This window comes from Rhodosalinus sediminis, from assembly GCF_003385555.1.
Lineage (GTDB): Bacteria > Pseudomonadota > Alphaproteobacteria > Rhodobacterales > Rhodobacteraceae > Rhodosalinus > Rhodosalinus sediminis.
The window spans coordinates 139,976-165,486 of record NZ_QOHR01000003.1 but is presented as its reverse complement, the minus strand read 5'-3'; the positions used below and the strand labels follow the sequence as shown (position 1 = coordinate 165,486).

28 protein-coding genes and 1 tRNA gene are annotated in these 25,511 nt (G+C 67.0%); 16 read left to right on the top strand and 13 right to left on the bottom strand.

Translation table 11 applies throughout. From position 1 onward, the window contains the following. Positions 1 to 346: 346 nt before the first annotated feature. Together mtaB and dapF are read right to left on the bottom strand one after the other, a co-directional pair. The gene (gene mtaB / locus DRV84_RS04315) at positions 347 to 1,594 is read right to left on the bottom strand and encodes a tRNA (N(6)-L-threonylcarbamoyladenosine(37)-C(2))-methylthiotransferase MtaB (protein ID WP_115978641.1); all 1,248 of its coding nucleotides are present in this window, start codon (positions 1,592 to 1,594) and stop codon (positions 347 to 349) included. Continuing rightward, on the bottom strand, positions 1,591 to 2,424 hold the full coding sequence (gene dapF / locus DRV84_RS04310; protein WP_115978640.1) for a diaminopimelate epimerase: 834 nt from the start codon (positions 2,422 to 2,424) through the stop codon (positions 1,591 to 1,593). The genes mtaB and dapF overlap by 4 nt, the downstream gene beginning before the upstream one ends. Positions 2,425 to 2,526: 102 nt before the next feature. On the opposite strand from dapF, the gene DRV84_RS04305 reads away from it, so the two are divergent. Then, positions 2,527 to 2,602 (top strand) — tRNA-Lys (locus DRV84_RS04305). A 285-nt stretch (positions 2,603 to 2,887) separates the two neighbouring features. Further along, a complete protein-coding gene (locus DRV84_RS15405) occupies positions 2,888 to 3,334 on the top strand; it encodes a hypothetical protein (RefSeq protein ID WP_147298830.1) in 447 nt (148 codons plus the stop codon). 373 nt (positions 3,335 to 3,707) lie between these two features. Here the strand turns inward: DRV84_RS15405 and DRV84_RS15400 are convergent, their stop codons facing one another. Beyond that, positions 3,708 to 4,601, bottom strand: a complete 894-nt coding sequence (locus tag DRV84_RS15400; protein ID WP_147298829.1) for a hypothetical protein — start codon at positions 4,599 to 4,601, stop codon at positions 3,708 to 3,710. A 174-nt stretch (positions 4,602 to 4,775) separates the two neighbouring features. Between DRV84_RS15400 and DRV84_RS15395 the strand changes: the two genes are divergently transcribed. Beyond that, positions 4,776 to 5,516 carry a hypothetical protein gene (locus DRV84_RS15395; protein ID WP_147298828.1) on the top strand — a complete coding sequence of 247 codons (741 nt, stop codon included), beginning with the start codon at positions 4,776 to 4,778 and terminating at the stop codon, positions 5,514 to 5,516. Between the two features lie 41 nt (positions 5,517 to 5,557). On the opposite strand, the gene DRV84_RS04300 is transcribed toward DRV84_RS15395, so the two are convergent. From DRV84_RS04300 to DRV84_RS04290, 5 genes are all read right to left on the bottom strand, one after another. Then, complete coding sequence (locus DRV84_RS04300; protein ID WP_115978639.1) at positions 5,558 to 6,157, bottom strand: tyrosine-type recombinase/integrase; 600 nt, start codon at positions 6,155 to 6,157, stop codon at positions 5,558 to 5,560. A gap of 153 nt (positions 6,158 to 6,310) precedes the next feature. Further along, on the bottom strand, positions 6,311 to 6,640 hold the full coding sequence (locus DRV84_RS04295; RefSeq protein WP_147298827.1) for a hypothetical protein: 330 nt from the start codon (positions 6,638 to 6,640) through the stop codon (positions 6,311 to 6,313). Further along, positions 6,640 to 6,828: a hypothetical protein gene (locus tag DRV84_RS15390; protein WP_147298826.1), complete on the bottom strand. Its 189-nt coding sequence runs from the start codon at positions 6,826 to 6,828 to the stop codon at positions 6,640 to 6,642. Before DRV84_RS15390 ends, DRV84_RS04295 begins: the two co-directional genes overlap by 1 nt. Further along, positions 6,825 to 7,037 carry a hypothetical protein gene (locus DRV84_RS15385; RefSeq protein WP_147298825.1) on the bottom strand — a complete coding sequence of 71 codons (213 nt, stop codon included), beginning with the start codon at positions 7,035 to 7,037 and terminating at the stop codon, positions 6,825 to 6,827. Before DRV84_RS15385 ends, DRV84_RS15390 begins: the two co-directional genes overlap by 4 nt. 713 nt (positions 7,038 to 7,750) lie before the next feature. Then, complete coding sequence (locus DRV84_RS04290) at positions 7,751 to 8,326, bottom strand: site-specific integrase (protein WP_115978637.1); 576 nt, start codon at positions 8,324 to 8,326, stop codon at positions 7,751 to 7,753. Positions 8,327 to 8,557: 231 nt separating this feature from the next. Here DRV84_RS04290 and DRV84_RS04285 point away from each other — a divergent pair, with 231 nt between their 5' ends. From DRV84_RS04285 to tnpC, 5 genes are all read left to right on the top strand, one after another. Then, positions 8,558 to 9,781 carry an IS1380 family transposase gene (locus DRV84_RS04285; protein ID WP_115978636.1) on the top strand — a complete coding sequence of 408 codons (1,224 nt, stop codon included), beginning with the start codon at positions 8,558 to 8,560 and terminating at the stop codon, positions 9,779 to 9,781. Further along, entirely contained in the window at positions 9,781 to 9,981 is a 201-nt protein-coding gene (locus tag DRV84_RS16135) for a hypothetical protein (protein WP_115978635.1), read from the top strand. The genes DRV84_RS04285 and DRV84_RS16135 overlap by 1 nt, the downstream gene beginning before the upstream one ends. Positions 9,982 to 10,116: 135 nt before the next feature. After that, on the top strand, positions 10,117 to 10,611 hold the full coding sequence (gene tnpA / locus DRV84_RS16130) for an IS66-like element accessory protein TnpA (protein ID WP_115978634.1): 495 nt from the start codon (positions 10,117 to 10,119) through the stop codon (positions 10,609 to 10,611). Next, positions 10,608 to 10,961: an IS66 family insertion sequence element accessory protein TnpB gene (tnpB, locus tag DRV84_RS04270; RefSeq protein ID WP_115978633.1), complete on the top strand. Its 354-nt coding sequence runs from the start codon at positions 10,608 to 10,610 to the stop codon at positions 10,959 to 10,961. The genes tnpA and tnpB overlap by 4 nt, the downstream gene beginning before the upstream one ends. Positions 10,962 to 11,029: 68 nt before the next feature. Further along, the gene (gene tnpC, locus DRV84_RS04265; RefSeq protein ID WP_115978632.1) at positions 11,030 to 12,625 is read left to right on the top strand and encodes an IS66 family transposase; all 1,596 of its coding nucleotides are present in this window, start codon (positions 11,030 to 11,032) and stop codon (positions 12,623 to 12,625) included. Between the two features lie 34 nt (positions 12,626 to 12,659). Here the strand turns inward: tnpC and DRV84_RS04260 are convergent, their stop codons facing one another. Further along, positions 12,660 to 13,283 carry a hypothetical protein gene (locus tag DRV84_RS04260; RefSeq protein ID WP_115978631.1) on the bottom strand — a complete coding sequence of 208 codons (624 nt, stop codon included), beginning with the start codon at positions 13,281 to 13,283 and terminating at the stop codon, positions 12,660 to 12,662. Positions 13,284 to 13,667: 384 nt separating this feature from the next. On the opposite strand from DRV84_RS04260, the gene ccoG reads away from it, so the two are divergent. From ccoG to ccoS, 4 genes are read left to right on the top strand one after another with little or no spacing between them, the layout of a single operon-like run. Continuing rightward, positions 13,668 to 15,104 (top strand): cytochrome c oxidase accessory protein CcoG, encoded by a 1,437-nt coding sequence (gene ccoG, locus DRV84_RS04255; RefSeq protein ID WP_115978630.1) that lies wholly within the window; start codon positions 13,668 to 13,670, stop codon positions 15,102 to 15,104. Further along, positions 15,101 to 15,562 carry a FixH family protein gene (locus tag DRV84_RS04250; protein WP_115978629.1) on the top strand — a complete coding sequence of 154 codons (462 nt, stop codon included), beginning with the start codon at positions 15,101 to 15,103 and terminating at the stop codon, positions 15,560 to 15,562. The genes ccoG and DRV84_RS04250 overlap by 4 nt, the downstream gene beginning before the upstream one ends. Positions 15,563 to 15,567: 5 nt before the next feature. Further along, positions 15,568 to 17,766, top strand: coding sequence for a heavy metal translocating P-type ATPase (locus DRV84_RS04245; protein ID WP_115978628.1), 2,199 nt, complete (start codon positions 15,568 to 15,570; stop codon positions 17,764 to 17,766). After that, complete coding sequence (gene ccoS, locus DRV84_RS04240; protein ID WP_115978627.1) at positions 17,763 to 17,921, top strand: cbb3-type cytochrome oxidase assembly protein CcoS; 159 nt, start codon at positions 17,763 to 17,765, stop codon at positions 17,919 to 17,921. The genes DRV84_RS04245 and ccoS overlap by 4 nt, the downstream gene beginning before the upstream one ends. A 163-nt stretch (positions 17,922 to 18,084) precedes the next feature. Here ccoS and DRV84_RS04235 read toward each other — a convergent pair whose 3' ends face one another. Beyond that, a complete protein-coding gene (locus tag DRV84_RS04235) occupies positions 18,085 to 19,401 on the bottom strand; it encodes a D-alanyl-D-alanine carboxypeptidase family protein (RefSeq protein ID WP_115978716.1) in 1,317 nt (438 codons plus the stop codon). Between the two features lie 353 nt (positions 19,402 to 19,754). Here DRV84_RS04235 and clpS point away from each other — a divergent pair, with 353 nt between their 5' ends. The 3 genes from clpS to DRV84_RS04220 are packed head-to-tail and all read left to right on the top strand — an operon-like array spanning position 19,755 to position 21,936. Continuing rightward, complete coding sequence (gene clpS / locus DRV84_RS04230; protein WP_115978626.1) at positions 19,755 to 20,108, top strand: ATP-dependent Clp protease adapter ClpS; 354 nt, start codon at positions 19,755 to 19,757, stop codon at positions 20,106 to 20,108. Positions 20,109 to 20,118: 10 nt separating this feature from the next. Next, positions 20,119 to 21,114: a class I SAM-dependent methyltransferase gene (locus tag DRV84_RS04225; protein WP_115978625.1), complete on the top strand. Its 996-nt coding sequence runs from the start codon at positions 20,119 to 20,121 to the stop codon at positions 21,112 to 21,114. Between the two features lie 21 nt (positions 21,115 to 21,135). Beyond that, positions 21,136 to 21,936 carry an SDR family NAD(P)-dependent oxidoreductase gene (locus DRV84_RS04220; RefSeq protein ID WP_115978624.1) on the top strand — a complete coding sequence of 267 codons (801 nt, stop codon included), beginning with the start codon at positions 21,136 to 21,138 and terminating at the stop codon, positions 21,934 to 21,936. 212 nt (positions 21,937 to 22,148) lie between these two features. Here DRV84_RS04220 and DRV84_RS04215 read toward each other — a convergent pair whose 3' ends face one another. Then, positions 22,149 to 22,529, bottom strand: a complete 381-nt coding sequence (locus DRV84_RS04215) for a hypothetical protein (RefSeq protein WP_115978623.1) — start codon at positions 22,527 to 22,529, stop codon at positions 22,149 to 22,151. A gap of 105 nt (positions 22,530 to 22,634) precedes the next feature. Here DRV84_RS04215 and hemF point away from each other — a divergent pair, with 105 nt between their 5' ends. Next, positions 22,635 to 23,516 (top strand): oxygen-dependent coproporphyrinogen oxidase, encoded by an 882-nt coding sequence (gene hemF, locus DRV84_RS04210; protein WP_420541604.1) that lies wholly within the window; start codon positions 22,635 to 22,637, stop codon positions 23,514 to 23,516. 13 nt (positions 23,517 to 23,529) lie between these two features. Here the strand turns inward: hemF and DRV84_RS04205 are convergent, their stop codons facing one another. Both DRV84_RS04205 and DRV84_RS04200 read right to left on the bottom strand, forming a co-directional pair. Beyond that, on the bottom strand, positions 23,530 to 24,141 hold the full coding sequence (locus tag DRV84_RS04205; protein ID WP_115978621.1) for an exopolysaccharide biosynthesis protein: 612 nt from the start codon (positions 24,139 to 24,141) through the stop codon (positions 23,530 to 23,532). A gap of 73 nt (positions 24,142 to 24,214) precedes the next feature. After that, on the bottom strand, positions 24,215 to 25,387 hold the full coding sequence (locus DRV84_RS04200) for a lytic murein transglycosylase (RefSeq protein WP_115978620.1): 1,173 nt from the start codon (positions 25,385 to 25,387) through the stop codon (positions 24,215 to 24,217). Positions 25,388 to 25,511: the final 124 nt, after the last annotated feature.

Here is a 25,511-nt window from a genome sequence, read left to right as displayed (position 1 = left end):
CTGCGGCCAATTCACCCCCGGAGTATTTGGACCAAGATGATGGGGCGGGAGGTGTCCGGGCCTTCGGGGCGTCTCCAAGGGGGACGCAAGGGAGTGCCGGCCGCGGGCCTTGTGGTTTTCGACGGCGCCGGGCCGTGCGGCGGCGTGCAGGCGGGGGCTTCGACGCTCGTGCGGAGGCGCTGCGGCCCGACCTGCGGCCGGTCGCCCCCGGCTGTTCGGGGTGAGACGGGGGCGGTCTGCGGGGGAGGCGTCGCCCCTCGGGGCTGATTGGCGGTTGGTGGCAGGCCCCTCGGCCCCGCGCATGGGTGGGCCGATGGCTCTTGTGCCCGGCGCGGGGGCCGGGCGGTCAGGCGGTCAGGCGGGTGCCGTCGTGGCCGGTGATGCGGGCCGGGACGATCTCGCCCACGGGGTGGTCGGCGTCGAAGGTCACCTCGGCGAAGCCTTCCGTGCGGCCGAGGCGCGGGCTTTCCATGAGGGCGCGCTGCTCCGAGCCCGTCTGCGCGGCGAGCCAGGCGGTGCGGCGGCGCGCGCCGGCGGCGCGCAGGCGGCGGGCGCGGTCGCGGATCGTGGCGCCGTCGAGCTGCGGCATGCGCGCGGCGGGGGTGCCGGCGCGCGGCGAGAAGGGAAAGACGTGCAGCCAGGTGAGGCCGCATTCCTCGACGAGGCGGAGGGAATTGGCGAAGGCCTCCTCCGTCTCGGTCGGGAAGCCCGCGATGATGTCGGCGCCGAAGACCACGTCGGGGCGCAGGCGGCGCGCCTCCTCGCAGAAGCGGATGGCGTCGTCGCGCAGGTGGCGGCGCTTCATGCGCTTGAGGATCAGGTCGTCACCGTGCTGCAGCGAGAGATGCAGGTGCGGCATGAGCCGCGGCTCGGTCGCCAGAGCCTCCATCAGCGCGGGGTCCGCCTCGATCGAATCGATCGAGGAAAGGCGCAGGCGCGGCAGGTCCGGCACCAGCTTCAGGATGCGCCGCACCAGATCGCCGAGCGGCGGACGGCCGGGCAGATCGGCGCCCCAGCTCGTCAGGTCCACGCCGGTGAGCACCACCTCGTTGTAGCCCGCGTCGCGCAGGCGGCGGATCTGGTCCACCACGACGCCCGCGGGCACCGAGCGGGAATTGCCGCGGCCGTAGGGGATGATGCAGAAGGTGCAGCGGTGGTCGCAGCCGTTCTGGATCTGGACGTGCGCGCGCGCGCGGGTGCCGAAGCCGTCGATCAGGTGATGGGCGGTTTCGCGCACCGACATGATGTCGTCCACCTGCACGCGCTCGGTGTCCGGCGTGCCGGCGAGCGCCCCCCAGGTTTCCGGGCGCATCTTCTCGGCGTTGCCGAGGACGTGGTCGACCTCCTCCATGGCGGCGAAGGTCCCGGGCTCCGTCTGCGCGGCGCAGCCGGTGACCACGATGCGCGCCTCCGGGTTGTCGCGGCGCAGGCGGCGGATCTCCTGCCGGGCCTTGCGCACGGCCTCCGCGGTGACGGCGCAGGTGTTGACCACCACGGCGTCGTCGAGGCCCGCGTCCTCCGCCATGCGGTGCATCGCCTCCGTCTCGTAGGCGTTGAGGCGGCAGCCGAAGGTGGTGAAGCGCGGCGCCGTCATGCCAGCGCCTCGAGGAAGGCGGGCGTCAGGGTGCCGGAGAAGACATGCGCCGTCGGCCCGGTCATCCGGACGCCTTCGGCGCGCCAGTCGATCTCGAGCGTGCCGCCGTCGAGGATCACCGTCACCCGCGGCCCGGTGAGCCCGCGCCGCGCCGCCGCCACGGCGGCGGCGCAGGAGGACGAGCCCGAGGCCAGCGTGACGCCGGCGCCGCGCTCCCAGACGCGCACGCGCAGGCGGTCGGGGCCGGCAAGGCTCGCCACCTGGACGTTCGTGCGCTCGGGGAAGAGCGCGTCATGCTCGATCCGGGGGCCGAGCGCGGCGAGGTCCACGGCCTCGGCGTCGTCGACGAAGAAGGTGCAATGCGGGTTGCCCATGCCGGTCGCCGTCGGCGCGCCCTCGAGAGGGAGCTCCAGCGTGTCCATCGCCCCGGCCAGCGGCACGTCGCGCCAGTTGAGCCCCGGGGGCCCCATGTCGACCGCCGTGAGCGCCCCGCGCCGCTCGGCGGAGAGGACCCCGTGCGCCGTGGCGAGGCGCAGCGCGTCGCGGCCCGTTTCCTCCATCAGGTGGCGGGCGATGCAGCGGGTGGCGTTGCCGCAGGCGGCCGAGGGCGAGCCGTCGGCGTTCAGGAACTCGAGCCGCGCGTCGGCCGCCGCGTCCGCGCGGATCAGCGCGAGCTGATCGAAGCCCACGCCGCGGTGGCGATCGGCGAGCGCCCGGGCGAGCGCGGGCGTGACCTCGACGGCGCGGGCGCGCGCGTCGATCACGACGAAGTCGTTGCCGAGCCCGTGCATCTTCATGAAGGGCAGGCCGGTGTCCGCGCGACGATCCATGCGCCGGATATACGCCCCGCGACGGCAGCTTTCCAGTGGCGCGCGGAGCGCATGTTTCGGGGGTTGACCGCCCCCCGCGCTGTTTCTAGAAGCGCTCCACGTGGGCCGTTAGCTCAGCTGGTAGAGCAACTGACTTTTAATCAGTGGGTCGCAGGTTCGAATCCTGCACGGCTCACCAAAAACCCAAGGAAATCAAGGGTTTTTGGTGCACACGGGGCGCAGCACCTTTCAAGCTTAAAGTTGTAAACACCTATAAAGGTGGTGTGGGTGTGCGTGCTGACTGAGTCGCTTGATGCGCGGCGCGTGCGGAGTGTGTGCAACGCACTCGTAGCCGACCTAACGGTTTGACCACATCGAACAACCTGAAAACCGAGCAACTTTCACCGCAGCTCGACGTCGTGCGGTGCTTGACATGCTATTTGCTCACTTGTACGACATAATGCTTGATTGCAGGAGTGGTACAGTGAAACCTCTTTTTGCGTTTATCGCTTTTATATCGTGTTTTTGCGCTAGCCCCGTTTTTTCTGCTGGTCTGCTCGTTATTTTATGTGAAGCTCAGCAATGGACAGGGCAACGTGTGGGGTTTCGGGATGATGGTGAGTTAGAAAATGATCAAAACTTCCAAAACCTAAAAGAGACCTTGTTTGTTCTTGATGAATACGCGCCACAGGTCGGCAATACAGTTCATGTCAAGTACGGCGAGGACCGTGTGTATCAAGGGGAAGTTCGGTACATATACCGGGGCAGCAAATCTTACCTAACGATTGAAACTCAGCCTGCTGACATACTGGAAGTCTACTCAATTGATATGATGACGGGAAATGCTACTCTCACCATCACAAAGCAACTGTTTGGATTTTATACGGATGTCTTCACAGGGCAGTGCGAGGTTCGGCTGGTTGAGCCGTAACAACATGCTGATCCTCTTTTCTGTGTTCGTGATGAAGGTGCGACATCCCGAGTGTGACGAGCAACCTGCCAGTCCGAGATCGGCATACCAGCGCGTGAACATGTTGACGACAGCTTGTGGGGAAGTGCGAGACGCGCGCTCTGTGCGGATGACGTGTGAGGACGCAACATCGATGTCGTCGCGGGCTACACCGAGACGAATAGCTCGATCGACTACTTCGACGAGTCGTCTCCCAGCTTGAGCGTGAGGTTTGAGCCTATCCGCTTCTAGCGACATGTGCGCCCTCTTTTTCCAGTGGAAACGCGAATTTCTGCTCGATACAAAAAAACGCTGCATGGAGCAGCGCTTCGAGAAGTTACGATGAGTTTGTATTTTATGCTGCGCTCTGAATTTCAGTGTTTGCGAACTCATTGTGCGGACGGACAAGGGGACCGAACTTATTTGCCCGTTTCGCTTCGACCTTGCTTGACGCTTCCTCGTAGAGGCGTGCCTGATCAAAGCGATCGCTGTCCAGAGCGTCGAATGCGGCAGCGTAGTCTTTATCGCGCATTAGCTGATTAAGTTCTTCTTTCGTGTAAGCTCCAAACATGGTTTTGTCGCTCGAACGAGACTTGTAGGAACTTAGAGCAGCTGAATACTCTTTACGCACTGCTTTGTCGAACTCTCGCTCGATTTCTGCTACATAACGTGCTGCGTCATTTTCGAACTGATTAGTCTCGACAACACGCACGTAGTTCAGCGTGTTCTGGATTTTCTCGATGGCATTGTACAGCTCTTCGTAATCTGTCCCGCTGAACATGCCAGATTTGAGGGCGTTCAAGTCAATCTGGAGATTGAACACAGTCTTGTAAGGATCTGGCTCTTTGACAGTCTTTTTGCGCGCTTTGTTGACTGTGCTCTGCGTGATGATGTCGCCAACGCTGACATTTTCAAGGAGGGTGTCGAATTCTTCATCGGTCAACTTCGTGACTTCATAAAGAACTGTCCACGCGTGAGTCGTTTGGAAGAGCGCGTAATTTTCAGAGAGACGCTTGCTCGTAGCGATGGCGATTAACTTTGAGACCTTGCTCTTGCTGAAGCCAGTCTGCTTGCGCAGGGACTTCATCTTGTCAGAGTCGCAACCGAATTCATTTGCCGCTTCAGCGAGAATTTCGGAGATTTGACGCCAGGCGAAGGTAGCATCGCTCATATGCTTCTTGATTCGATCGACGAAGTTCTCTACGTCGACTTGGTTGCTGGCGAGGACGGGAAGGTTGTTCGTAGACATGTTCATTTCCTTTCAATAGTGGTGGTTGGAAGTGCCAGATCGAGCCTTTGCTGTGTCGCCCGCTGACAATTATAATATAGTTGTTTGTAGCTGTGTTTTGAGTGACAAGACGAGCTGGGCTTGCCGAACTTCGGGTTGTCCACTTTGGGTTTCCAGTGGAAATGGAGGGCGTTCATGCCGAAAAAGTGGTCGGGCGATGGAGCCTTTCAATTGCCGGCGAAACAGGTCGAACCCTATCGGTTGTGGTTCGAGTTCTTGAAGCTTGCGCACGTCGATCCAGAAATCGACGTCGATTATGAGCACTACAAGGAATGGGGTTCGATCTGGGAGATGCCATTCAATGAATGGTGGGGTTCGGGAAGGTGGCGTGAGCTATTCGCTGCCGACCTTGGAGTTCGGGTGGTGCAGCACGGGGAGATAGTGGAAACTGACGCAAACTCGATCGTTGTGCGTATTCCGCTCAAAAAGGAACCGCGCGAGACGTTGAAGGACGTGTCGCAGTTGCTCGAGGAACATGGCGCTGGTGCTGCTCTCGCCATTTCGGCGTCGGGAAAATTCGCGCTAAGCGAGGGCTACGAGAGAGCGTTCCTCAAATATCTTGATCGAGCTAACATGATGCTGCGGTTATATCGTATCTGGCTCGATCATGCTGAGGGTGATAAGCGGGGACGTATAAGTGGCACAGCTTTAGATTTCTACCGGTGGGCGAAAGGGCGCGACGATTGGATCCGCGAGCGTGGGTATCGCTATACGCGTCCTATGTTCCCGGCTGCGGTGCGATTCTACGCAGAGGAGATTATGGCTGGAAAGGACACGAGCCAAAGTCGGAACCGTAGGCAGTTCATGCGGTACCTACAAAAAGCGCGTAATCTCGCGACGAACGCCGCGAGCGGGGTTTTTCCCGGCAAGTATTGAAGCGTGCTCGCGACAAGTCCTTGGCGTGCTGCACGCACGCGTCACATGAGGTCGACGATCTTCCGCTGTGCTTCGCCCTCGGCTTCGATGTAGCGCTGCGTGACGGTGAGGGATGAGTGTCCCGCGAGCGCTTGGACGTCGCGGAGCGAGCCTCCCACGGTGCTGATCTTCTTCGCGGCGTTCGTGATGAAGGTGCGACGTCCCGAGTGTGACGAGCAACCTGCCAGTCCGAGGTCGGTATACCAGCGCGTAAACATGTTGACGACAGCTTGTGGGGACGTGCGAGACGCGCGCTCTGTGCGTATGACGTGCGAGGACGCGAGGTCGAAGTCGTCACGCGCACGTTTAGCGTCGAGCAAGTCCTCGAGCTTGTGACGTAGCTGCATGTTCATCGGGATGATGCGTCCGCTACGTCCTTTGGCTGCTTTATCGGTGAGCGCGATGACGTCGGCGATGTCGCCGTCCGCGTCGGTGACCATCGCCCACGTGAGCGACGCGATCTCTTTCGCCCGAAGACCAGCTTTGACGGAGAGCATGACGATCACCTGGTTGCGCACGCCATGGCGTAGCGTGCCGACATACCAGGTGAGCTGGTCGATCTGCTTCTTCGTGAGGATCTTCGCTTGCTTGCCGAGTGCCATATCTAACCCATTGTAAAATGGTCGTTTTGTCGAGTTCCAACATGACTGGAAACCGAAGTTCCACAAGGGCGCAAAAAAAGTCCGACTAAAATGAGTGGCTTAGTCGGACTCGTTTAGAAAGGAACATTATGTCATGAGTGGAATCGAGGTCGGTTACCGCGACTTCCGGCTCTGGCGCTGTGCGAAGGTATGCCCAGCGTAGTCGACAGCGACGCCGTTGCCGATCTGCTCGCGTTGATGGAGAAGTCCTTCGAGCATCTTGTCGAGCGCTTTGTCGATTCGCTCGACACGCGTTTCGAGCGTATCGTCCGAAAGCGGACGTTGGAGCTCGCTTCGTGCAGCTTTGAACGCCTGCTCTGACTTATTGCCAGCTGAACGCGCTTTCGTCGCGTATGTGGTGAGCGCTCCGGTGCGGAGGATACTTTCGTCCAGCTGCTCTTGCTCTTGAGCGTCTTCGGTCTCGATGAAGGTCTTGAAGCGCATCATGACGATCTGACCAAGATGATTGTTACGTTATCGCCGTTTTGCGCGAACGTCTTGATCTGGTCGGTGACGTTCTTCGTTTCGGACGGAGACACGGGTTCGATGACGTCGAACTCGCTGATGTCCATGCGAGCGATCGCTCGGACTAAGTCTTCGTGCGTGCGGGGAAAAGCTGCTTTGCGTATCATGTGTTGATCTCCTCTGTGCTGTAGAAGTTGAGTGGTTCAAAGCTATCAGTCGGCTGTTGTCGCTCTCGCTTTTGTTCGCGCACGAACTGGCGTATGAGCAGGTTGATCTGCGCGGTCATCGGCACGTTGAGCCGACGACACGCGTCTTCGAAGTCCCGCTTCAGCGAAACAGGAATGCGGTAGTTCACAAGAACTGTAGGGTAGTGCATTTTGAAGCTCCGTTGTGGAAATGATTTATCGTAAATTATTTATATTTCTTTTATCCCGAGACATAATACCGGCAACCCAGCCAGGAAGTGCAACGAAGTCTTTGCGAGCGAAGCGAGCAAAGCACTTTATATTCTTCAGGATCTTTTGAAGCTTGTTCTGGATACTCATACTCACTTCGTTCGTATGAGCTTCGCTTCGCTCAGGGTCATGGTGATTTTATTATTTTTTTGTTTTGTGGTGTTGACGCACTTCACCCTCCGACCGGGCGAAGGCGTTCCAGCATAACGCACCTCATTTGAGCAATTCACGATTAACGCGACGGATGGCGGTTGGGCGGTCTCATCCTATGCTCAGCTTCAAGAAGCATCGCTTCTCCCAGCGGTCACGCATCTTCAGCCAATGAGGCGACTAAAAGCGCGTGTGCGGGTCGCAAGTGGTCGCGTTGCCCGCGTCGTGAAGGGTAGGTTGTTGAAGCAGCATTCCCAACTTTGCTGCTGGTGAGGGATCATCGCACTCATGGGGGTCGACTAGCTCCACGCAATCCTCTGCGCTTCTATGCGTGTTGTTCCTCACCCTCGAACAACAGGTTCGTCGACCATCACTCACGATGATCAGATATGGTCAGGGGTAAATGCCGGTTACGTCCTGATGCTTTTATTTATATGCGCTTGCGGTCGGTTTCCCGAAAAAATCCTTCATTGATGGAAATTTTTTAGTCCGCGAAGGCTTGGAGGTTCTCCGCCATTTCGCGTGAGAGAGGCAGGTGCTTCGCATAGAAGCGTTCGATCTGGTCGACGCTCGTTCCCGCGTTCTTTGCGAGATTGTAGATGTTCACCTTGCCGCCGCTCAGGATGATCCTCATGCAGATCGCGGTGTGACGAAGCGAGTACAGGGTATGGTTCTTGCCGGTGAAGATGTCGGTTTCGATTTCCGCGCGCTTCAACAGCGCGTGGAACTGACGTTGAATGATTTTCGACGCGGTCGTCCGGTTCGCGTAGTCAGGTAGAAACAAGAAGTCTTCGCCGGACGCGTCGGGGTATCGTTCGCAGATGCGCTGATACACGCTGACAGCGGCTTCCATCGTGTTCGCGGCTCGATAGCCGGTCTTACCGTTGCGCACGGTCAGAATCAGTCGCTTCGGGTCGTCCGCGACAACGACGTCGTTGTGGCGCAGCGCGTAGAGCTCGGTCGTCGTGGGGCGGACGAAGGAGTGCACGATGAACAGGATCAAGTCGTAGAGCTCGTGCGTGACCGGCAGCCCGCGCACTTCGACGTGCTCGTTCGCCATCGCGTCTGCTGTGTAAGCGGCCGCCCATCACCCGTGTTGTTTGACAGGGCCTGTCGGCCGAGATGACGCCTGCCTGAGCAGGAGGTCTCGCATGGCTGATGACGTACAAACTTCCGGAAGTTTTCATCCGACCTTATTCATCGAAATTGGGGGAAATGGCTGGCGTGCCCGCGAAAGCTCTGTAGAATCAAGTTGCTACACGAAACCCGACAGCAACGTTCGGAGCACGCCATGGGTGAAACGCTACAGCCGGTCGCTGCGGGGTTCAACAGGTCCCTGCGCGTCGAGAGCCGGGCCGAGCGGCTGACCAGTGACGCCGGGGCCGTGGTGCTGCGCGAAATCATGGAGCGAAGCGGCATCGTTGAGTGGATGAACCCTCAGCTGACCGATCCGCGGCGGCGGGAGGATGTCGTCCATGACCTCCCCTCGCTCATCCGGACGAGCGTTCTGCTCGCCGCGCAGGGCTGGCGTGACCACGACGACGCGGACGCGCTCAGGGACGACCCCGCCTTCCGGCTGGCGGCCAGTTCGGCCTCCGGACGGACCCCGCTCGACCGCCCGCATGGCCTCGCCTCGCAGCCCACGCTGTCGCGCTTCACCGCCATCATGGCCGAGCCGTCCAACCGGTCGGTGCTGCGCAAGGCCGCCCTCGAACTCGGTGCTCGGGCCGCGCGCGCCGAGCGGGGCGGCAAGCGGCCCCGGCGGCTGACCCTCGATGTCGACAGCCTTCCAATCGATGTACATGGGCACCAGCCCAAGGCCGAGTGGAATGGCCATTATCGGGGACGGATCTACCACCCCCTCGTCACCTCCGTCGCTGAAACCGGCGACATGCTCGACGCGCGTCTGCGCCCTGGCGCTGTCGGCACCGCTGACGGCGCGACCGAGGTAATCCTCGACGTGGTTGATCAGGCACAAGCCAGCCTCTGCGACGTGGCGATGGTGCGCATCGATGCCGGCTTTCCTTCCGCCGGGCTCCTCGCCGGCCTCGAAGAGCGCGGAATCGACTACGTCGCGCGCCTACGCGCCAACCCCGCGCTCGACCGCCTCGCGGCGCCCTACATGAAGCGGCCTCCAGGCCGGCGCCCGGCCGAGCCGCGCATGTGGCTGCATTCGCTCACCTACCAGGCCGAGAGCTGGGAGCGGGCCCGCCGCATCGTGCTCGTCGTCAAGGAGCGCGAGGACGATCTGCTGCTCGACCGCTTCTTCCTCGTGACCTCGCTGGATCATGGTCAGATGAGCCGACAGGAGGTGCTCGACCACTACCGCGAGCGCGGCACCGCTGAGGGTCATATGGGCGAACTGAAGGACGTCCTCGCCCCCGCGCTCTCGTCGACCAACCGGCCGAAGTCGCACTGGCGGGGTCGGAGGCCTCCGAGCGCCTCCGAGGCCGTCGATGCCTTCGCCCCGCACACGAGGTCCGGCTGCTCATCTTCGTCCTCGCCTACCAGCTGATGCACATCGCCCGCCGCGCCATGGCCCACGCCACCTGGCCCGGCTGGAGCCTGCGCCGCCTGCGCGAGCGCGTGCTCCGCGCCGGCGCCCGGCTCGTCCTCTCAGGCCGCCGGATGACGCTCGCGCTCTCCAGCAGCGCCGCGCCCTTCTGGTCCCTTCTCTGGCCGCGGATCGCCCGGATGCACTGGGCCGGTCCTTGAGCCCGCTCCGGCCGACCGTCCTTCAAGCCACAAGTGAACGCTGCCTGACCACGCGGCGTCATCGCGCATGCGAGGTCATTCCCTCCGGAACACGCGTTCGTTGCCAGGAGGAGCCAACCCGCAGGCTATGCGTGTATGACCGCCGTCCACCAGTCGCCCGTGCATTCTCGATGCCCCGTCACCCCCTGCGCCGGGCCATCAAACAGGCCCCTGCGCCGCGTTCGGCGAATATTGCGGGTTCATAGTGACGGCGACGGTTACTGTGGGCGTATCGAGGTCGTGAGCGGTCCGACGGGTCGTCGACGCTGGCCCGAGCACGTGAAGGCGGCGATCGTCCTCGAGACGTATCGTGACGGGGTGACGGTTGCGGAGGTCGCGCGTAGGCACGAGATCTCCGCCCCGCAACTGCACGCCTGGCGTCGCGCTGCGCGTGACGGACTTTTGCCGATGCCGCACGAGGAGGCGCTCGCGTTCTTGCCTGTGTCGGTCTCCGAGGCGGCCGGGGATCTGCCTGATGGAGGATCGGGGCCGCTGACGCTCGAGATAGGCGACATCCGCATCGACGTCCCGCCGACCTTCGACCCGACGCACCTGAGCAGGGTGATCGCGGCCGTTCGAGGCGCATCGTGATCCTGCCGGGCGGGCCCCATCGGGTCTATCTGGCGACGCGGCCGGTGGATTTCCGCAAGGGGCATGCCGGGTTGTCGCTGATCGTGCAGGAGGTCCTGGGGCATGACCCTTTCAGCGGCGCGGTCTTCGTCTTCCGCTCGAAGCGGGGCGACGCGATGAAATGCCTGGTCTGGGACCAGACGGGGCTCGTGCTGATTTACAAGAAATTGGAAGGGGGCGCCTTCCAGTGGCCGACGCCGGCAGATGGCACGATCCGGTTGTCGCCGGCGCAGTTCTCGGCGCTGTTCGAGGGCATCGACTGGCGCGCGGTTCGAGCGGAGCGCCGGCCCCGCCCGACGCGCGCGGGGTAGCTGCGACAGGATGACTCGGGCCTTGCTTTATGGGGGTATCGGCCTGGCCCGGGTGATATGATCGGATCATGGCATCGAGCGGAGCGATCAGCGCGGCCCGGGTGGCCGATCTCGAGCGGCAGCTCGCCGTCGCCGAGGCGGCACGCACCTCTGCCGAGGCCGCTCGTGCCGAGGCGGAGAGCCGTCTCGCCACCTCCGAGGAAGCCCGTGCGCGCTTGGAGCGCATGATCGCGCAGCTGCGCCGGGACAAATTCGGCGCGACGTCCGAGAAGTCCGATCCCGACCAGCAGCATCTGCCCTTCGAGGATGTGGAAGTCGCCGAAGGCCGGCTCGCCGAAGCCAGCGACGCGGCCGCCAAGGCCACCGGGAACGAGAAGACGGCCGCCCGCACGTCCCGGCGGAACAAGGGGCACCTGCCGCCCCATCTGGAGCGGGTCGAACGGGTGATCGAGCCCGACAGCACCCTGTGCCCGTGCGGATGCGGCGAGATGGTCAAGGTGGGCGAGGATCGGAGCGAGCGGCTGGATGTCATCCCGGCGCGGTTCCGCGTGTTGGTCACGGTGCGCCCGAAATACGTCTGCCGGTCCTGCGACGGCGCCTCGCATGTCCAGGCACCAGCGCCCGAATGGCTGGTGCCGCGCGGTCTGCCGACGGAGGCGCTGGTGGCGCACACCATGGTCTCGAAGTTCGGCGACTATCTGCCATTTTACCGTCAGGCGGACATCTACCGCCGGCAAGGGATCGATCTCGATCGGTCCATGCTGGCGAACTGGTCCGGGCGCGCGGCGCAGCTTCTGGATCCGATCATCGACCACATGATCACGTCGCTGAAACGGTCCGGCCACCTGCAGATGGACGAGACCACCGTGCCTGTGCTGGCGCCGGGGACGGGCACGGTCCGGAAGGATTATCTCTGGGCGATCCTGCGCGATCAGCGTGGGTGGGGCGGCACGGACCCGCCCGTCGTGGTGTTCCACCACTCCCGAAGTCGCAGCGGCAAGGTCGCTCGGGATCTGCTGAAGGGGTTTGCCGGCGGCACGCTGATGGTCGATGGCCATACGGGCTATGACAGTCTTGCCGATCCGAAGCAGACGGCGCGGCCGTGGGACATCGCCTATTGCTGGACGCATTGGCGCCGCCGCTTCGTGAAGTTCGGGCAGGACACGCCATCGCCGATCTGCGAGGAGATGGTCGCACGCATCGCCCAGCTCTACGCAGTCGAGAAGGAGGTCCGGGGCAAGGCCCCCGACGCTCGACAGGCGGCTCGGCAGACGCTGTCGAAGCCCATCGTCGATGCGCTGCGGCCATGGCTGGAGGCCCGCCTGCAGGAACTGCCCTCGGCCAGCGACCTCGCGCGGCATATCCGTTACGGGCTGAAGCGATGGGACGGCCTGACACGCTTCCTCTCAGACGGCCGCCTCGAGATGGACACCAACGGGGTCGAGAACGCCATCCGGCCGATCCCCCTTACACGGAAGAACGCGCTCTTCGCGGGCTCCGACGACGGGGCCGAGACATGGGCACGCATCGCCTCGCTCATCGGAACATGCCGGCTCAACGGCGTGCACCCGGACGCCTACATCGCCGCCACGCTTCGCAAGATCCTCGACCAGCACATGACGCGCGATATCGAGGACCTCATGCCGTGGACCTTCTCCGAATAGTCAATCCCCACCGCGATGGGTGATGGGCGGCCGCTTACTCTGCTGTCGCTATGAGCTTCTTGTACGCGTCGTCAGACTTCGCAACGAGGGGAGCGAAGCGGAAGAACGGACGCGGGTTGTCGCGCTGTTTCGTGCGCGGTGTGGAGGGGATGACGTCGATCACCCCTTCATCGCGCGCAACCTTCAGCACGTTCCGGAACGCAGCCATGAGCGTGTTCTTGGTGGACGCGGTCACGTCGGGGCGCTTCTCGGACAGACGGTCGATGTAGTTCTGGTAGTCCACAGTGCGGAGCTTGCGGACGTCCTTGTCGCCGAACTCCCGGACGAGCCCCCAGTCCTCGTTCTGGATCGCCCAGAGGGAGGACTTGTAGTAGCCCTCGCTGCGCTCTTGCTTCGCGACGCGCTGGCGAGACTGGTTCAGGAACTTGATCGCGTAGTGCTTGAACGTGAACTCGGTCTCGACGAGCCGCTCGGTCTGGAGCAGCGTCAAGCCGTACTCGACCGCGACCTTCTTCGCTTCGATCGAGGATGCCTCGCCGGTGGAGCGCGTCACGTACTTTTTGCGCTTCCGGTCCCAGACCCTCATCTGCCAGTTCTTCGAGTTCTTGACCTTGTAGATCGAGAGCCCGCGGTAGATGTTGATCGCTGGCTTGGACACGCTCGCATCGTCCCAAAAGTTATAAACCGTAGGTTTAAAGTAGCACTTAACCGCTTGATATGGCAACAATCCCGATCAACTTTTAATCATTGGGTCGCAGGTTCGAATCCTGCACGGCTCACCACGTTACCTGAAAACTCCACGAGATCGGTCGGTGCGGCGCACGCATGGGGCGCGCCTTGCGCTGGTGTGTCCGAGGGGCGCGGCCCGCAGGCCTGCGTGCGCGCGGCACGCCCCTGCGGCATCCTCCTCTGCGGCACGGTGACGCAGCGCGCCGGGGATAGATGGATCACAGATGAAGGAATTGATGCAGGTCAAGGCCGCGCCCGGCGGGGGCTGCGAGAAAACCTGCGACGGATAGCCAGATTTCCGGAGCGAATCCCCGTGAGCAGCACCGACAGCGACGCCCCGAAGCTCTACCAAGCGCGCGAGCCCATCTTCCCGCGCCGTGTCTCGGGCCGGTTCCGCAACCTCAAGTGGATCATCATGATCGTCACTCTGGGGATCTACTACGTGACGCCCTGGCTGCGCTGGGACCGCGGCCCGCAGCTGCCGGATCAGGCGGTTCTGATCGACCTCGCCAACCGGCGCTTCTTCTTCTTCTGGATCGAGATCTGGCCGCACGAGTTCTACTTCGTCGCGGGGCTCCTGATCATGGCGGGTCTCGGGCTCTTCCTCTTCACTTCGGCGCTCGGGCGCGTCTGGTGCGGCTACACCTGCCCGCAGACGGTCTGGACCGATCTCTTCATCCTCGTCGAGCGCTGGATCGAGGGCGACCGCAACGCGCGCCTGCGGCTCCATCGCCAGAAGAAGCTGGACTTCCGCAAGGTGCGGCTGCGGCTGACGAAGTGGACGACCTGGCTCCTGATCGCGGTGGCGACGGGGGGTGCCTGGGTCTTCTACTTCACCGACGCGCCGACGCTGGCGCGCGATCTGGTGACGCTCGACGCGCATCCGGCGGCCTACATCACCATCGCCATCCTGACCGGGACGACCTTCTTCTTCGGCGGCTTCGCGCGGGAGCAAATCTGCATCTACGCCTGCCCCTGGCCGCGCATCCAAGCGGCGATGATGGACGAAGAGACGCTGACCGTCGCCTACCGCGACTGGCGCGGCGAGCCGCGCGGCAAGCACCGCAAGGGCGAGGGGGCGGAAAACCTCGGCGACTGCATCGACTGCAACGCCTGCGTCAACGTCTGCCCCATGGGCATCGACATCCGCGACGGCCAGCAGCTCGCCTGCATCACCTGCGCGCTCTGCATCGACGCCTGCGACGACGTGATGGAGCGGATCGGCAAGCCGCGCGGGCTCATCGACTACATCGCGCTCTCGGACGAGGACCGCGAACGCGCGGGTGGCGCGCCCAAGCCGGTCTGGAAGCACGTTTTCCGCCCGCGGGTCATGCTCTACACCGGGCTCTGGGCGCTCGTGGGGCTCGGCCTCCTCTTCGCGCTCTTCATCCGGCCGGACATCGAAATGACCGTCGCGCCGGAGCGCAACCCGGTCAACGTGATCCTCTCCGACGGGTCGGTGCGCAACACCTACGACGTGCGGCTGCTGAACAAGCACGGGGAGGACCGGCCCTTCCGCATCACGCTGACGGGGCATCCGCAACTGCGCGTGCAGCTCGAGGGCACGCCCTACGAGACGGTGACCGTGCCGGCGAACCAGACCTACCTTCAGCGGGTCTACGTCGTCGCGCCGCCGAACTCCGGGCCGGCCGACGCCGAGCGCACCGAGTTCCGCTTCTGGGTCGAGGACCTGACCAACTCGGAGCGGGCGCACAACGACACGGTTTTCTTCGGGAGGGACGTCCAGTGAGCGACGAGCGCAAGCTGACCGGCAAGCACGCCGCTGCCATTTTCATCGGGGCCTTCGGGGTGATCATCACGGTCAATCTGGCGATGGCGTGGAACGCGGTCTCGACCTTTCCGGGGCTGACCGAGAAGAACCCCTACATCGCCTCGCAGAGCTTCGACGACCGCCGCGCCGCGCAGGAGGCGCTCGGCTGGCAGGCCGAGGCGACCTTCGACGAGGGCTATCTCGTGCTGTCGCTGCGCGGCCCGGCGGGCGAGCCGGTGCGCCCCGCCGCCCTCGAGGCGGTGGTCGGCCGGCCCACGCACAAGCGCGCGGATTTCGCCGCCGCGCTCGACTTCAACGGGCGGGACTACGTCGCGCCCGCCGATCTGGGCGAGGGCTACTGGACCGTCCGGGTCGAGGCGGAGGCCGCCGACGGCACGCCCTTCGAGAAACGTCTGCAACTGAGCGTGAGGGGCTGACGACCGTGAGCACGCTTCAGGCGCCCGGCGCCTCGGCCTGTCCGGCCTGTTCCGCGGCGCCCGCCGCGGTCGAGATCGCCGAGAAGGCGGCGGACCGGACCGGCGCGCGCGTCGCGCTCTCCCTGCCGAAGATCCACTGCGCCGGCTGCATCGCGGGCGTCGAGCGCGCGCTCGACGCCGCGCCGGGCGTGCGCGCGGCGCGGGTCAACCTGACGCTCAAGCGCGCCACGATCGACGCCGACCCGGGCGTGACCGCGGCCGACCTGATCCCGGTGTTGGAGCGCGCGGGCTACGAGGCGCACGAACTCGACCCCGGCGCGCTCGCCGCGACCGAGACGGACCGTGCGGGCCGCGACCTCCTGATGCGCATGGCGGTGGCGGGCTTCGCCATGATGAACGTCATGCTGCTCTCGATCGCCGTCTGGTCCGGGGCGGAGGGGCCGACGCGCGACCTCTTCCACTGGGTCTCGGCGGCGATCGCGCTGCCGGCGATCGCCTTCTCGGCGCAGCCCTTCTTCCGCAACGCCTGGAGCGCGCTGCGCGCGGGCCGGCTCAACATGGACGTGCCGATCTCGCTGGCCATCGGCCTCGCCGTGGTCACGTCGCTCTGGGAGACGGCGCTTTCCGGGGCGCATGCCTATTTCGACGCGGCGGTGGCGCTGACCTTCTTCCTGCTCGCCGGCCGCTGGCTCGACCACCGTACCCGCGCCGTCGCGCGCTCGGCGGCCGAGGAACTCGCCGCGCTCGAGGTGCCGCGCGCGATCCGCCTCCGCGACGGCGCCGAGGAGACCGTGGACGTCGCCGATCTCGCCGCGGGCGATCTCGTGCGGGTCCGCCCCGGCGGGCGGATGCCGGTGGACGGCGAGATCGTCGAGGGCACCTCGGAGCTCGACCGCTCCCTCCTGACCGGCGAGACGGTGCCGGTGCGCGCCGAGCCGGGCCTCGCCGTCAGCGCGGGCGAAGTGAACCTGACCGGCCCGCTGACGTTGCGCGCGACCGCCGTGGGCGAGGAGACCTCGCTCCACCGCATGACCGAGCTCGTCGCCGTCGCCGAATCGGGGCGCGCTCGCTACACGCCGCTCGCCGACAAGGCGGCGAAGCTCTACGCGCCGGGGGTGCACATCCTCGCCGGGCTCTCCTTCCTCGGCTGGCTGATCTGGTCGGGCGACCTGCGCGTCTCGCTCAACATCGCGGCCGCCGTGCTCATTATCACCTGCCCCTGCGCGCTCGGCCTCGCCGTGCCGGCGGTGACCACCGCCGCCTCCGGCCGGCTCTTCCGCAAGGGGCTCCTGATCAAGAACGCCACAGCGCTCGAGCGCCTCGCGGCGGTGGACACGGTCGTCTTCGACAAGACCGGCACGCTCACCGCCGGCACGCCCGAGCCCGTGAACCTCGACGCGCGGCGCGAGGCGGAGCTCGCGCTGGCCCGCGCCCTCGCCGAGGGGTCGGCGCATCCGCTTTCGCAGGCGCTGGCGCAGGCGATCGCCGCCCGCGGCGTCGCGGCGGCCGACGTGAGCGACCTCCGCGAGATCCCGGGACAGGGGACCGAGGCGCTCTGGCAGGGCCGGCGCGTGCGCCTCGGCCGCGCCGACTGGCTCGGCGCGACGCCGGGCGCGACGACCGAGGCCTGGCTCGCCGTCGGGGACGCGCCGCCGGTGCCCTTCGCCTTCACCGACCGCCTGCGCGAGGGGGCCGAGGCCGCCGTCGCCGCGCTGACGGCCGACGGCAAGCGCCTCCTCCTCCTCTCCGGCGATTCGGAGACGCCGGTCGCCGACCTCGCCCGCCGGCTCGGCATCGCCGAATGGCAGGCCGCCGTGCGCCCCGAGGAGAAGGCCGCCCGCATCCGCGCCCTCGAAGAGGCGGGCGCGCATGTCCTCATGGTGGGCGACGGGCTGAACGACACCGCCGCGCTCGCCGCGGCGCATGTCTCCATCTCGCCCGCCTCGGCGCTCGACGCGGCGCGCGTGGCCTCCGACATCGTGCTCCTCGGGGGCGACCTCGCGCCGGTGGGCGACGCCCTCACCGTGGCGCGCTCGGCCAACCGGCGCATCCACGAGAACTTCCGCCTCGCCACGCTCTACAACGTGATCGCCGTGCCGATCGCCGTCGTCGGCTGGGCGACGCCCCTCGTCGCGGCCTTGGCGATGTCGGCCTCCTCGATTACCGTCTCGCTCAACGCGCTCAGGCTGAAGGGGCGGGCATGAACGTTCTGGCCTATCTGATCCCGATCTCGGTGTTCCTCGGCGGGCTCGGCCTCGCCTTCTTCATCTTCACCGTCCGCTCGCGGCAGTACGACGACCCCGAGGGCGACGCCCGCCGCATCCTCAGCGACGACTACGACGACCACCCGAAGCCCTGAGCGAGCCAGCTCCGCACGCCGTCGCGCGCGCGTTCGCGCCGCGACCGCCCGGGCCCGGCGATCAACCGGGCGCCCCGCGCACCCGCCCATCATCTTGGTCCAAATACTCCGGGGGTGAATTGGCCGCGAGGCCAAGAGGGGGCAGCGCCCCCTCGCCGCCGGCTCAGCCGGGCGCGACCGTGAAACAGGTCATCTCCCGCGCCTGCAGCCGGCGGCAGGCGAGGTCCGCCCCCTCGCGCGTCAGCCCGACGAACTGCGCGTCGAACCCGCCCGAGCGCCGCACCACCTCGCGCGGCGCGCCGTCGAGCGCGGCGATGTCGGTCAGCGCCGTCGTCAGGAGCGCCTTCTCGGCGTGATAGCGCGACGGGTAGCGCCCGAGATTGACGGCCCAGTCGCCGCCCCCGGCGGTGGAGACGCGGGTCAGAACCTCGGGGCGGGGCGCCGGTGCGGGCGTCGCGGGGCCCGCCGCCGCGGCGAGCTGCGCGGGCCGCGCCGCGGGGGCGGGCGCGGCCCCGGCGTCGGCAGCGCCCTGCGCCACGTCCACGCCGGCCTCGATCGCGGGCGCCTGCACGGACATGGCGACGGCGACCGCGACGTCCTCCCCGGCGCCCGGGCGCGGCATGGGCCGGAGCGAGCGCGTCACCAGCCCGCTCACGCGGACGGTCTTGCCGGCGCGGCCGTGGCCGACCGGGCCGAGGTAGGGCGGGCGCGCCGGCCGGCGCACCGCGACGCGCGACGGCGCCTTGCGGAAGCCGAGATCGAGCAGTTCCGCCACGCGCTTGTTCCGCGTCGCCGTGGAGCGGCCGCCGAAGACCGTGGCGATCACGCGCTCGCCGCCGCGTTCGGCCGAGGCGACGAGGTTGAAGCCCGCGGCGCGGGTGTAGCCGGTCTTGATCCCGTCGGCGCCGCGGTAGGCGTTCAGGAGCCGCCGGTTGGTGTTCGGCACCGACTTGATCCCCGCGTGCGTCGAGCGCCGCGAGAAGAGGTTGTAGTACTCCGGGTAGTCGTAAAAGAGGTGCCGCCCCAGCACGGTCATGTCCCGCGCGGTCGAAAGATGGCCCTTTTCGGTCAGCCCGTGCGCGTTCTTGAAGGTGGTCCGGCTCATGCCGAGCGCCTTCGCCGTGCGGTTCATGCGCCGCGCGAAGGCCGCTTCGGAGCCCGAGATCGCCTCGGCGAGCGCGGTGGCCGCGTCGTTGGCCGATTTCACCGCCGACGCGCGGATCAAATAGCGCAGCTTGATCTCCTGCCCGCTTCGCAGACCGAGCTTGGAGGGCGGTTCCGCGGCGGCGGCGCGGGAGATCGTCACCTTGTCGTCGAGGTCGATCTCGCCGTTCTCCACCGCCTCGAAGACGACGTAGAGCGTCATCATCTTCGTCAGGGAGGCCGGATGCAGCCGCGTGTCCGCGTTTTCGGCGTGCAGCACTTCGCCGCTGCGCGCGTCCATGACCAGCGCGGCATAGGGCGCAGCCGCCGCGCCCATGGGCGCGAGCGCCGCGATCCAAAGGGAAAGCGCGAAAATGACGCAGGCCCGCACGGGCCGCAGGCGGTACCCCTCGCTCACTGTCTCTGCCTCGTCTGCCTCGGGTCGAGTCGTCGCGCCCGACCGCTGGTTGTTTTGCGGATACGCTACCACAACAGCCGCATGCGACAAAGCCTGACGATGTCGGCATTTTCGTGGCGAAGCGGCGCAGCGGTGACGGCGGCGCCCCGTCGCACCACGCCGCGCCGCGCACCGTGCCGCGCGCCGTGCCGTGCACCGTGTCGGGCCCCCTCTTTTCTCGCGCGGATCAGCGGCTATATTGCGCGCGAGTGGCCCTAACGCACGACAGTCCCATGAGCTTTGCGATCCGGACCCCAACCGCGATGTCCGGCCCGCCCGACGACGGGGACGGGGCGGACACGAACGTCGTGATCGAGAGCAAGCCGCGCACCAAGCGTCCGCCGCTCTACAAGGTGCTGCTTCTCAACGACGATTACACGCCGATGGAATTCGTCGTGCACGTGCTCGAGCGGTTCTTCGGCATGAGCCACGCGCAGGCCTTCGAGATCATGCTGACCGTCCACAAGAAAGGCGTCGCCGTCGTCGGCGTCTTCAGTCACGAGATCGCCGAGACCAAGGTGGCGCAGGTCATGGATTTCGCGCGGCGCCATCAGCACCCGCTCCAGTGCACGATGGAAAAGGAATAGGCGCGCTCCGGTGTCCGCACCCCGCCTGACCCTCGCGCTGGAGGACGGCGCCCTGCCGCTCCCGGCGGAGGGGCGCGTGGCCGTCCTCCACCCCGGAGAGACCACGGACCTGAGCGCGCTTCCCGCCGCCCGCGTGCAGGTGATCGAACCGCGCCAGCCCGCCCACGACCTGCGCGCCCGGCAGGGCCTCGACGTGACGACGGAACTCGACGGGCCGTATGCCGCCGCACTCGTGGTCCTGCCGCGCGCCAAGGCGCTCGCCCGCGATCTGGTCGCCGCGGCGGACGCGGCGGTCGCCCCCGGCGGGCCCGTCATCGTCGACGGGCAGAAGACCGACGGCGTCGAATCGATCCTGCGCGACCTGCGCCGGCGGGTCTCGGTCTCCGCGCCCGTGTCCAAGGCGCACGGCAAGCTCTTCTGGTTTCCGGCCGAAGGCACCCTCGGCGACTGGCGCCGCCCCGCGCGGCAGACCACGCCGGAGGGCTTCGTCACCGCGCCGGGCGTCTTCTCCGCCGACGGCCCGGATCCGGGCTCCGTCCTGCTCGCCGGGGCGCTTCCGGCGAAGCTGCCGACGCACATGGCCGACCTCGGCGCCGGCTGGGGCTATCTCGCCACGCGCGTGCTGGCGCACGACCGCGTCGCGCGCCTCGACCTCGTGGAGGCCGACCGCACCGCGCTCGACTGCGCGCGCGAGAACGTCACCGACCCGCGCGCCCGCTTCCACTGGGCCGACGCGCGTGCCTGGCGGCCCGAGACGGCGCCCGGCGGCGTGGTCATGAACCCGCCCTTCCACGAGGGCCGCGCGCCGGACCCGGACCTCGGCCGGGCCTTCGTCGCGGCGGCGGCGGAGATCCTCGCCCCCGGCGGCCGGCTCTGGCTTGTCGCCAACCGCCATCTGCCCTACGAGGCCGAGCTCGCGCGGCGCTTCCGCACCGCGCAGGAGATCGCGGGCGACGCGCGCTTCAAGGTGCTGGAGGCCGCGCGCCCCACCCGTCCTGGGCGATGACCCGCCACGAGAGGCAGACACATGAGTTTTTCCATCGAGGGCAAGACGGCCATCGTCACCGGCGCCGCGCGCGGCATCGGCCTCGCCGTCGGGCGCCACTTCGCCGACCGCGGCGCCAACGTCATGTTCGCCGACATCGACGAGGCGGCGCTCGCCCACGAACTCGGCGCCCGCGTCGACGAGGACGCCGTCCGCTACTTCGCCGGCGACCTGCGCGAACGCCTGACGCTCGCCAACCTGCTCTCGGCCACGATCGACGCCTTCGACCGGGTGGACATCCTCGTGAACGCCTCGCGGCAGATGCTCGCCTCCGATCCCCTCGACCCGGAGGACAACTCAACCGAGGCGCTGATCGAACAGAACGTCCTGACGAGCCTGCGCCTCAGCCAAATCGTCGCGCGGCGCATGATCAAGCAGGCCGAGGGACAGGAGGCCGGGCAGGTCGGCGCGATCGTCAACATGTCCTCGATCGCCGCCCGGCGCACGCACCCCGACCTCATGGCCTACTCCGTGTCCTCGGCCGCGCTCGACCAGATGACGCGCTCGCTCGCCGTCGCGCTCGCGCCGCACCGGATCCGCGTCAACGCGGTGGCCTTCGGCTCGGTCATGTCCTCGAGCCTCAAGGGCGCGCTGCAGGAGAACGCCGGCTACCGCGAGGACATCGAGGACCACACGCCGCTCAGCCGCATCGCCGCGCCGGGCGAACTCGCCGAGGCGGTGCAGTTCCTCGCCTCCGAGGGCGCGGGCTTCGTCACCGGCCAGATCATGACCGTCGACGGCGGCCGCACCCTCCTCGATCCCGTCGCCGCCCCGGCGCACTGACGCCTCCCCGTGATCCAGCGGCGCGGCCTCGCGGCCGCAAGAGCTCCCTTTCGGGCGAGGGGCGCTGCCCCTCGCGCTCCCCGGAGTATTTGGCCCAAGATGATGGGTCCGCTCCCGACTCTTCTTCTTGGCCGAAATATCCTCGGGGGGTGAATTGGCCGCAGGCCAAGAGGGGGGCAGACAGCCCCCCTCTCCGGACGCGTGCAACCTGCTCAGCCCGCCGGGTAGCGCGCACGGCATCGGCGGATGCGCTCGGCTGCGGCGGCGGCCTCCTCGGCGCGGCGCGCCTCGAGCTGGGCGAGCTTGCGGCGTTCCTCTGCGATGTCGACGGTGACCGGGCGGCGTTCGGTGCGCGGCACGGTCACCCAGCAGGGGCCGAGCTCCCCGTCGGCGTCGCGGCATCGGGTGAAGATGCGCTCGGGCACTGTGCGGTCCTCGACGGCGTAGCCGCGGGCGATGGTGGCGCGCGTCTCGGCGATGAGGCGGTCGAGGGTGCGCAGGTCGGACCGGGCCTCGGCGATGCAGAGATCGCGCGCGGAACAGCCCGCGAGCGCGGCGGCGAGACCGAGGGCGAGGAGGGCGCGGCGGGCCATGGCGGAACTCCCTTTCGCGGCGCGGTCCGGCCGCGCGGCTTTCCAAGGTGAAGATGCCTTGATACCAGATCTTTCCGTAATGGAGGAGACCCGCCCATGACCGAGATGCTCGAGGCCGAGCGCGCCCGCGCCGCGGAGTGGTTCCGCGAACTCCGCGACGAGATCGTCGCCGCCTTCGAGGCGGTGGAGGACGCGCAGACGGAGGGGCCCCTCTCCGATCACGCGGCGGGGCGTTTCGAGGTCACCGAGACGCGCCGCACCTCCGACGACGGTTCGGACGCCGGCGGCGGGCTGATGAGCGTGATGCGCGAAGGGCGCGTGTTCGAGAAGGTGGGCGTCAACGTCTCGACCGTCTACGGTACGCTGGGCGAGGCCGCTCAGGCGGCGATGGCGCAGCGCGGCGTGCCGGGGATGGACAGCGACCCGCGCTTCTGGGCCTCCGGCATCAGCCTCGTGGCGCACATGCAGAACCCGCACGTCCCGGCGGTGCACATGAACACGCGGATGTTCTGGACGCCGAACGCCTGGTGGTTCGGGGGCGGCTCGGACCTCAACCCCTGCATCGAGTACGCCGAGGACACGGAGCACTTCCACGCCACGCAGAAGGCGTATCTGGACCCGCACGGGCCGGATCTCTATCCCGAGCTCAAGGCCTGGGCGGACGAGTATTTCTACATCCCCCACCGCAAGCGGGCGCGGGGCGTGGGCGGCGTCTTCATGGACGACCGCAACACCGGCGACTGGGAGGCGGACTTCGCGCTGACGCGCGACATCGGCCGCGCCTTCCTGCCGGCCTTCCTGCCGTTGGTGGAGCGGCGGCGCATGACGCCCTGGACCGAGGCCGACAAGGAGGTGCAGCTCGTCCACCGGGGTGTCTATGCCGAGTACAACCTCGTCTACGACCGGGGCACGAAGTTCGGCCTCGCCACCGGGCACGACCCGGACGCCGTGCTGATGAGCCTGCCGCCGCTCGCCAAGTGGGTCTGAGGCGCGGGCGCCGTCAGACCAGACCGATCCAGAGCGCGAGCGGGATCATCGGCGCCGCCGCGAAGACGCCGAGCCCGGCGAGCGCGTAGAGCCCGTCGCGCGTCAGGAAGGCCGCCGCGATCAGCAGCACCGCGAGCCCGAGAATCGAGGAGGAGAAGGGCACCAGCTCCAGAAACGGCATGGCGAGCCCCGCGCAGAGGCAGACGAGGGTGAAGAGGCTCGCCATCGGCTGCGCCGTCAGCAGGCGCAGCCGGTCGCCGGTGTTGCGGTCGATCCAGCGCCCGGTGCGCGCCATCGCGCCGAGCGCCCGCTGCAGGCGCGCGCCGCTCAACCCCCGCTCGCGCAGGACGCGCGGCAGCCAGATGTGGCGCCGCCGCACGAGCATCTGCGCCGAAACGGCCGCGATGGTCAGCCCGCAGATCGACGAGAAGAAGGGAATCCCCGAGAGCGGCGAGAAGACGAGGAGCGCCGGCAGCATCAGCGCGGGCACGAAGCTCGCCTGTCCGAAGCTCGCGAGGATGTCGCCGAGCGTGACCGAATCGCGCGCCGCGAGCCGGTCGAGGCGGGCGACGATCTCGCCGATGCTGACCGGACCCGGGTCCGGCGCTGGGATGGAGTGAGCCATGCGGCCTCTGCGCTGGGACGCCTGCGCGGCGCTCTTCGCAGATAGGCATCCGCCGCGCCCGCGGCAATCCGCCTCAGAGCCGGTTCAGCAACGCGGGCGTCGGCCAGCCGTCCGGCGGCAGGCCGCGCCGGGCCTGCTCGGCGCGGACCGCGGCGCGGGTCCTCGCGCCGAGGATGCCGTCCACGCCGCCCACGTCGTGCCCCAGATCGACGAGCCGGCGCTGCAGCCGTTTCATCTGCGCGTCGGACAGCCCCGGCTCCGGATCGCCCGCGTCGAAAGCCGGCGCGCCCTCGAGCCGCGTTGCGAAATAGGCGGCGGTGGTGACGTAGACGAAGCTCCTGTTCCACTCGAAGAGCACGCGGAAGTTCGGATAGACGAGGAAGGCCGGCCCGCGGTGCCCCTCGGGCGCGATCACCGAGGCCGGGAGCGTCGCCGGCCCGAGATTGCCGCTGCGCGCACGAATGCCGAGGCGGCGCCAGTCGGCGACCGTCTTCTCGACCGGCAGCCCCGAGAGCGACCAGTCGAAGCCGGCGGGCACCTCGATCTCGGTCATCCATGGCTCGCCCGCGCGCCAGCCCAGATCGACCAGCATGTTCGCCCCCGACATCAGCGCGTCCGGCGCGGAGGTCTTGAGCGTCACGCGCCCGTCGCCGTCGCCGTCCACGCCGTTTTCGAGGATGTCCTCGGGCAGCATCTGCACCATGCCGATCTCCCCCGCCCAGGCGCCGGTCGTGGTCTGCGGGTCGAAATCGCCCTGCGCGTGGAGCTCGATCGCGGCGAAGACCTGCGGGCGGAAGATCCCGGGCCGCCGGCAGTCGTGCGCGAGCGTCACCAGCGCGTCGCGCGTTTTGTAATCGCCCTGCACCGCGCCGTAATCCGTCTCGAACGCCCAGAACGACAGGAGAATCCCCCGAGAGACGCCGTAGTCGCGCTCGATCCGGTCGAAGATCGCGTCCCACCGTTCGGCGTTGCGCCGGCCGTTCTCGATCCGGTTCCGGCTGATGAGCCGCCGGGCGAACTCCGTGAAGGGCAGCTGAAAGACCCCCTGCCGCCGGTCCGCGGCGAGCACCTCCTGATCCCGGCGCACGCCGCGGAAGAAGCGCTCCACCGTCGCGGGCGCATGGCCGCGGGCGACCGCCTCGCGCTTCAACTCCGCCACGAAGGCGGAGAAGGCGCCGCCGCAGGGTGTCTCCGCCGTCGCCGGGGCGGCGCCCAGCAGGGCCGCGATCAGGATGAGGGCGCGCATGGCCGGGCCTCCGTCGCTCTGCCTCGAGAGGCTACGCGCGTCACGCCGCCGCGCAAGGGTCTTGCGACAGGTCCGGCGCGGGGGGCCTGCGCGCTGGCACCGCCCTCCGCGGCGCCCCGGCCCC

Bases quoted from the DNA above. Each gene is read 5' to 3' on its own strand.
- mtaB (WP_115978641.1), bottom strand. From the start codon at position 1,594: ATGACGGCGCCGCGCTTCACCACCTTCGGCTGCCGCCTCAACGCCTAC.
- dapF (WP_115978640.1), bottom strand. From the start codon at position 2,424: ATGGATCGTCGCGCGGACACCGGCCTGCCCTTCATGAAGATGCACGGG.
- DRV84_RS15400 (WP_147298829.1), bottom strand. From the start codon at position 4,601: ATGTCTACGAACAACCTTCCCGTCCTCGCCAGCAACCAAGTCGACGTA.
- DRV84_RS15395 (WP_147298828.1), top strand. From the start codon at position 4,776: ATGCCGAAAAAGTGGTCGGGCGATGGAGCCTTTCAATTGCCGGCGAAA.
- DRV84_RS04300 (WP_115978639.1), bottom strand. From the start codon at position 6,157: ATGGCACTCGGCAAGCAAGCGAAGATCCTCACGAAGAAGCAGATCGAC.
- DRV84_RS04295 (WP_147298827.1), bottom strand. From the start codon at position 6,640: ATGCGCTTCAAGACCTTCATCGAGACCGAAGACGCTCAAGAGCAAGAG.
- DRV84_RS15390 (WP_147298826.1), bottom strand. From the start codon at position 6,828: ATGATACGCAAAGCAGCTTTTCCCCGCACGCACGAAGACTTAGTCCGA.
- DRV84_RS15385 (WP_147298825.1), bottom strand. From the start codon at position 7,037: ATGCACTACCCTACAGTTCTTGTGAACTACCGCATTCCTGTTTCGCTG.
- DRV84_RS04290 (WP_115978637.1), bottom strand. From the start codon at position 8,326: ATGGCGAACGAGCACGTCGAAGTGCGCGGGCTGCCGGTCACGCACGAG.
- DRV84_RS04285 (WP_115978636.1), top strand. From the start codon at position 8,558: ATGGGTGAAACGCTACAGCCGGTCGCTGCGGGGTTCAACAGGTCCCTG.
- DRV84_RS16135 (WP_115978635.1), top strand. From the start codon at position 9,781: ATGCACATCGCCCGCCGCGCCATGGCCCACGCCACCTGGCCCGGCTGG.
- tnpA (WP_115978634.1), top strand. From the start codon at position 10,117: ATGACCGCCGTCCACCAGTCGCCCGTGCATTCTCGATGCCCCGTCACC.
- tnpC (WP_115978632.1), top strand. From the start codon at position 11,030: ATGGCATCGAGCGGAGCGATCAGCGCGGCCCGGGTGGCCGATCTCGAG.
- ccoS (WP_115978627.1), top strand. From the start codon at position 17,763: ATGAACGTTCTGGCCTATCTGATCCCGATCTCGGTGTTCCTCGGCGGG.
- DRV84_RS04235 (WP_115978716.1), bottom strand. From the start codon at position 19,401: ATGGGCGCGGCGGCTGCGCCCTATGCCGCGCTGGTCATGGACGCGCGC.
- clpS (WP_115978626.1), top strand. From the start codon at position 19,755: ATGAGCTTTGCGATCCGGACCCCAACCGCGATGTCCGGCCCGCCCGAC.
- DRV84_RS04220 (WP_115978624.1), top strand. From the start codon at position 21,136: ATGAGTTTTTCCATCGAGGGCAAGACGGCCATCGTCACCGGCGCCGCG.
- DRV84_RS04215 (WP_115978623.1), bottom strand. From the start codon at position 22,529: ATGGCCCGCCGCGCCCTCCTCGCCCTCGGTCTCGCCGCCGCGCTCGCG.
- hemF (WP_420541604.1), top strand. From the start codon at position 22,635: ATGCTCGAGGCCGAGCGCGCCCGCGCCGCGGAGTGGTTCCGCGAACTC.
- DRV84_RS04205 (WP_115978621.1), bottom strand. From the start codon at position 24,141: ATGGCTCACTCCATCCCAGCGCCGGACCCGGGTCCGGTCAGCATCGGC.
- DRV84_RS04200 (WP_115978620.1), bottom strand. From the start codon at position 25,387: ATGCGCGCCCTCATCCTGATCGCGGCCCTGCTGGGCGCCGCCCCGGCG.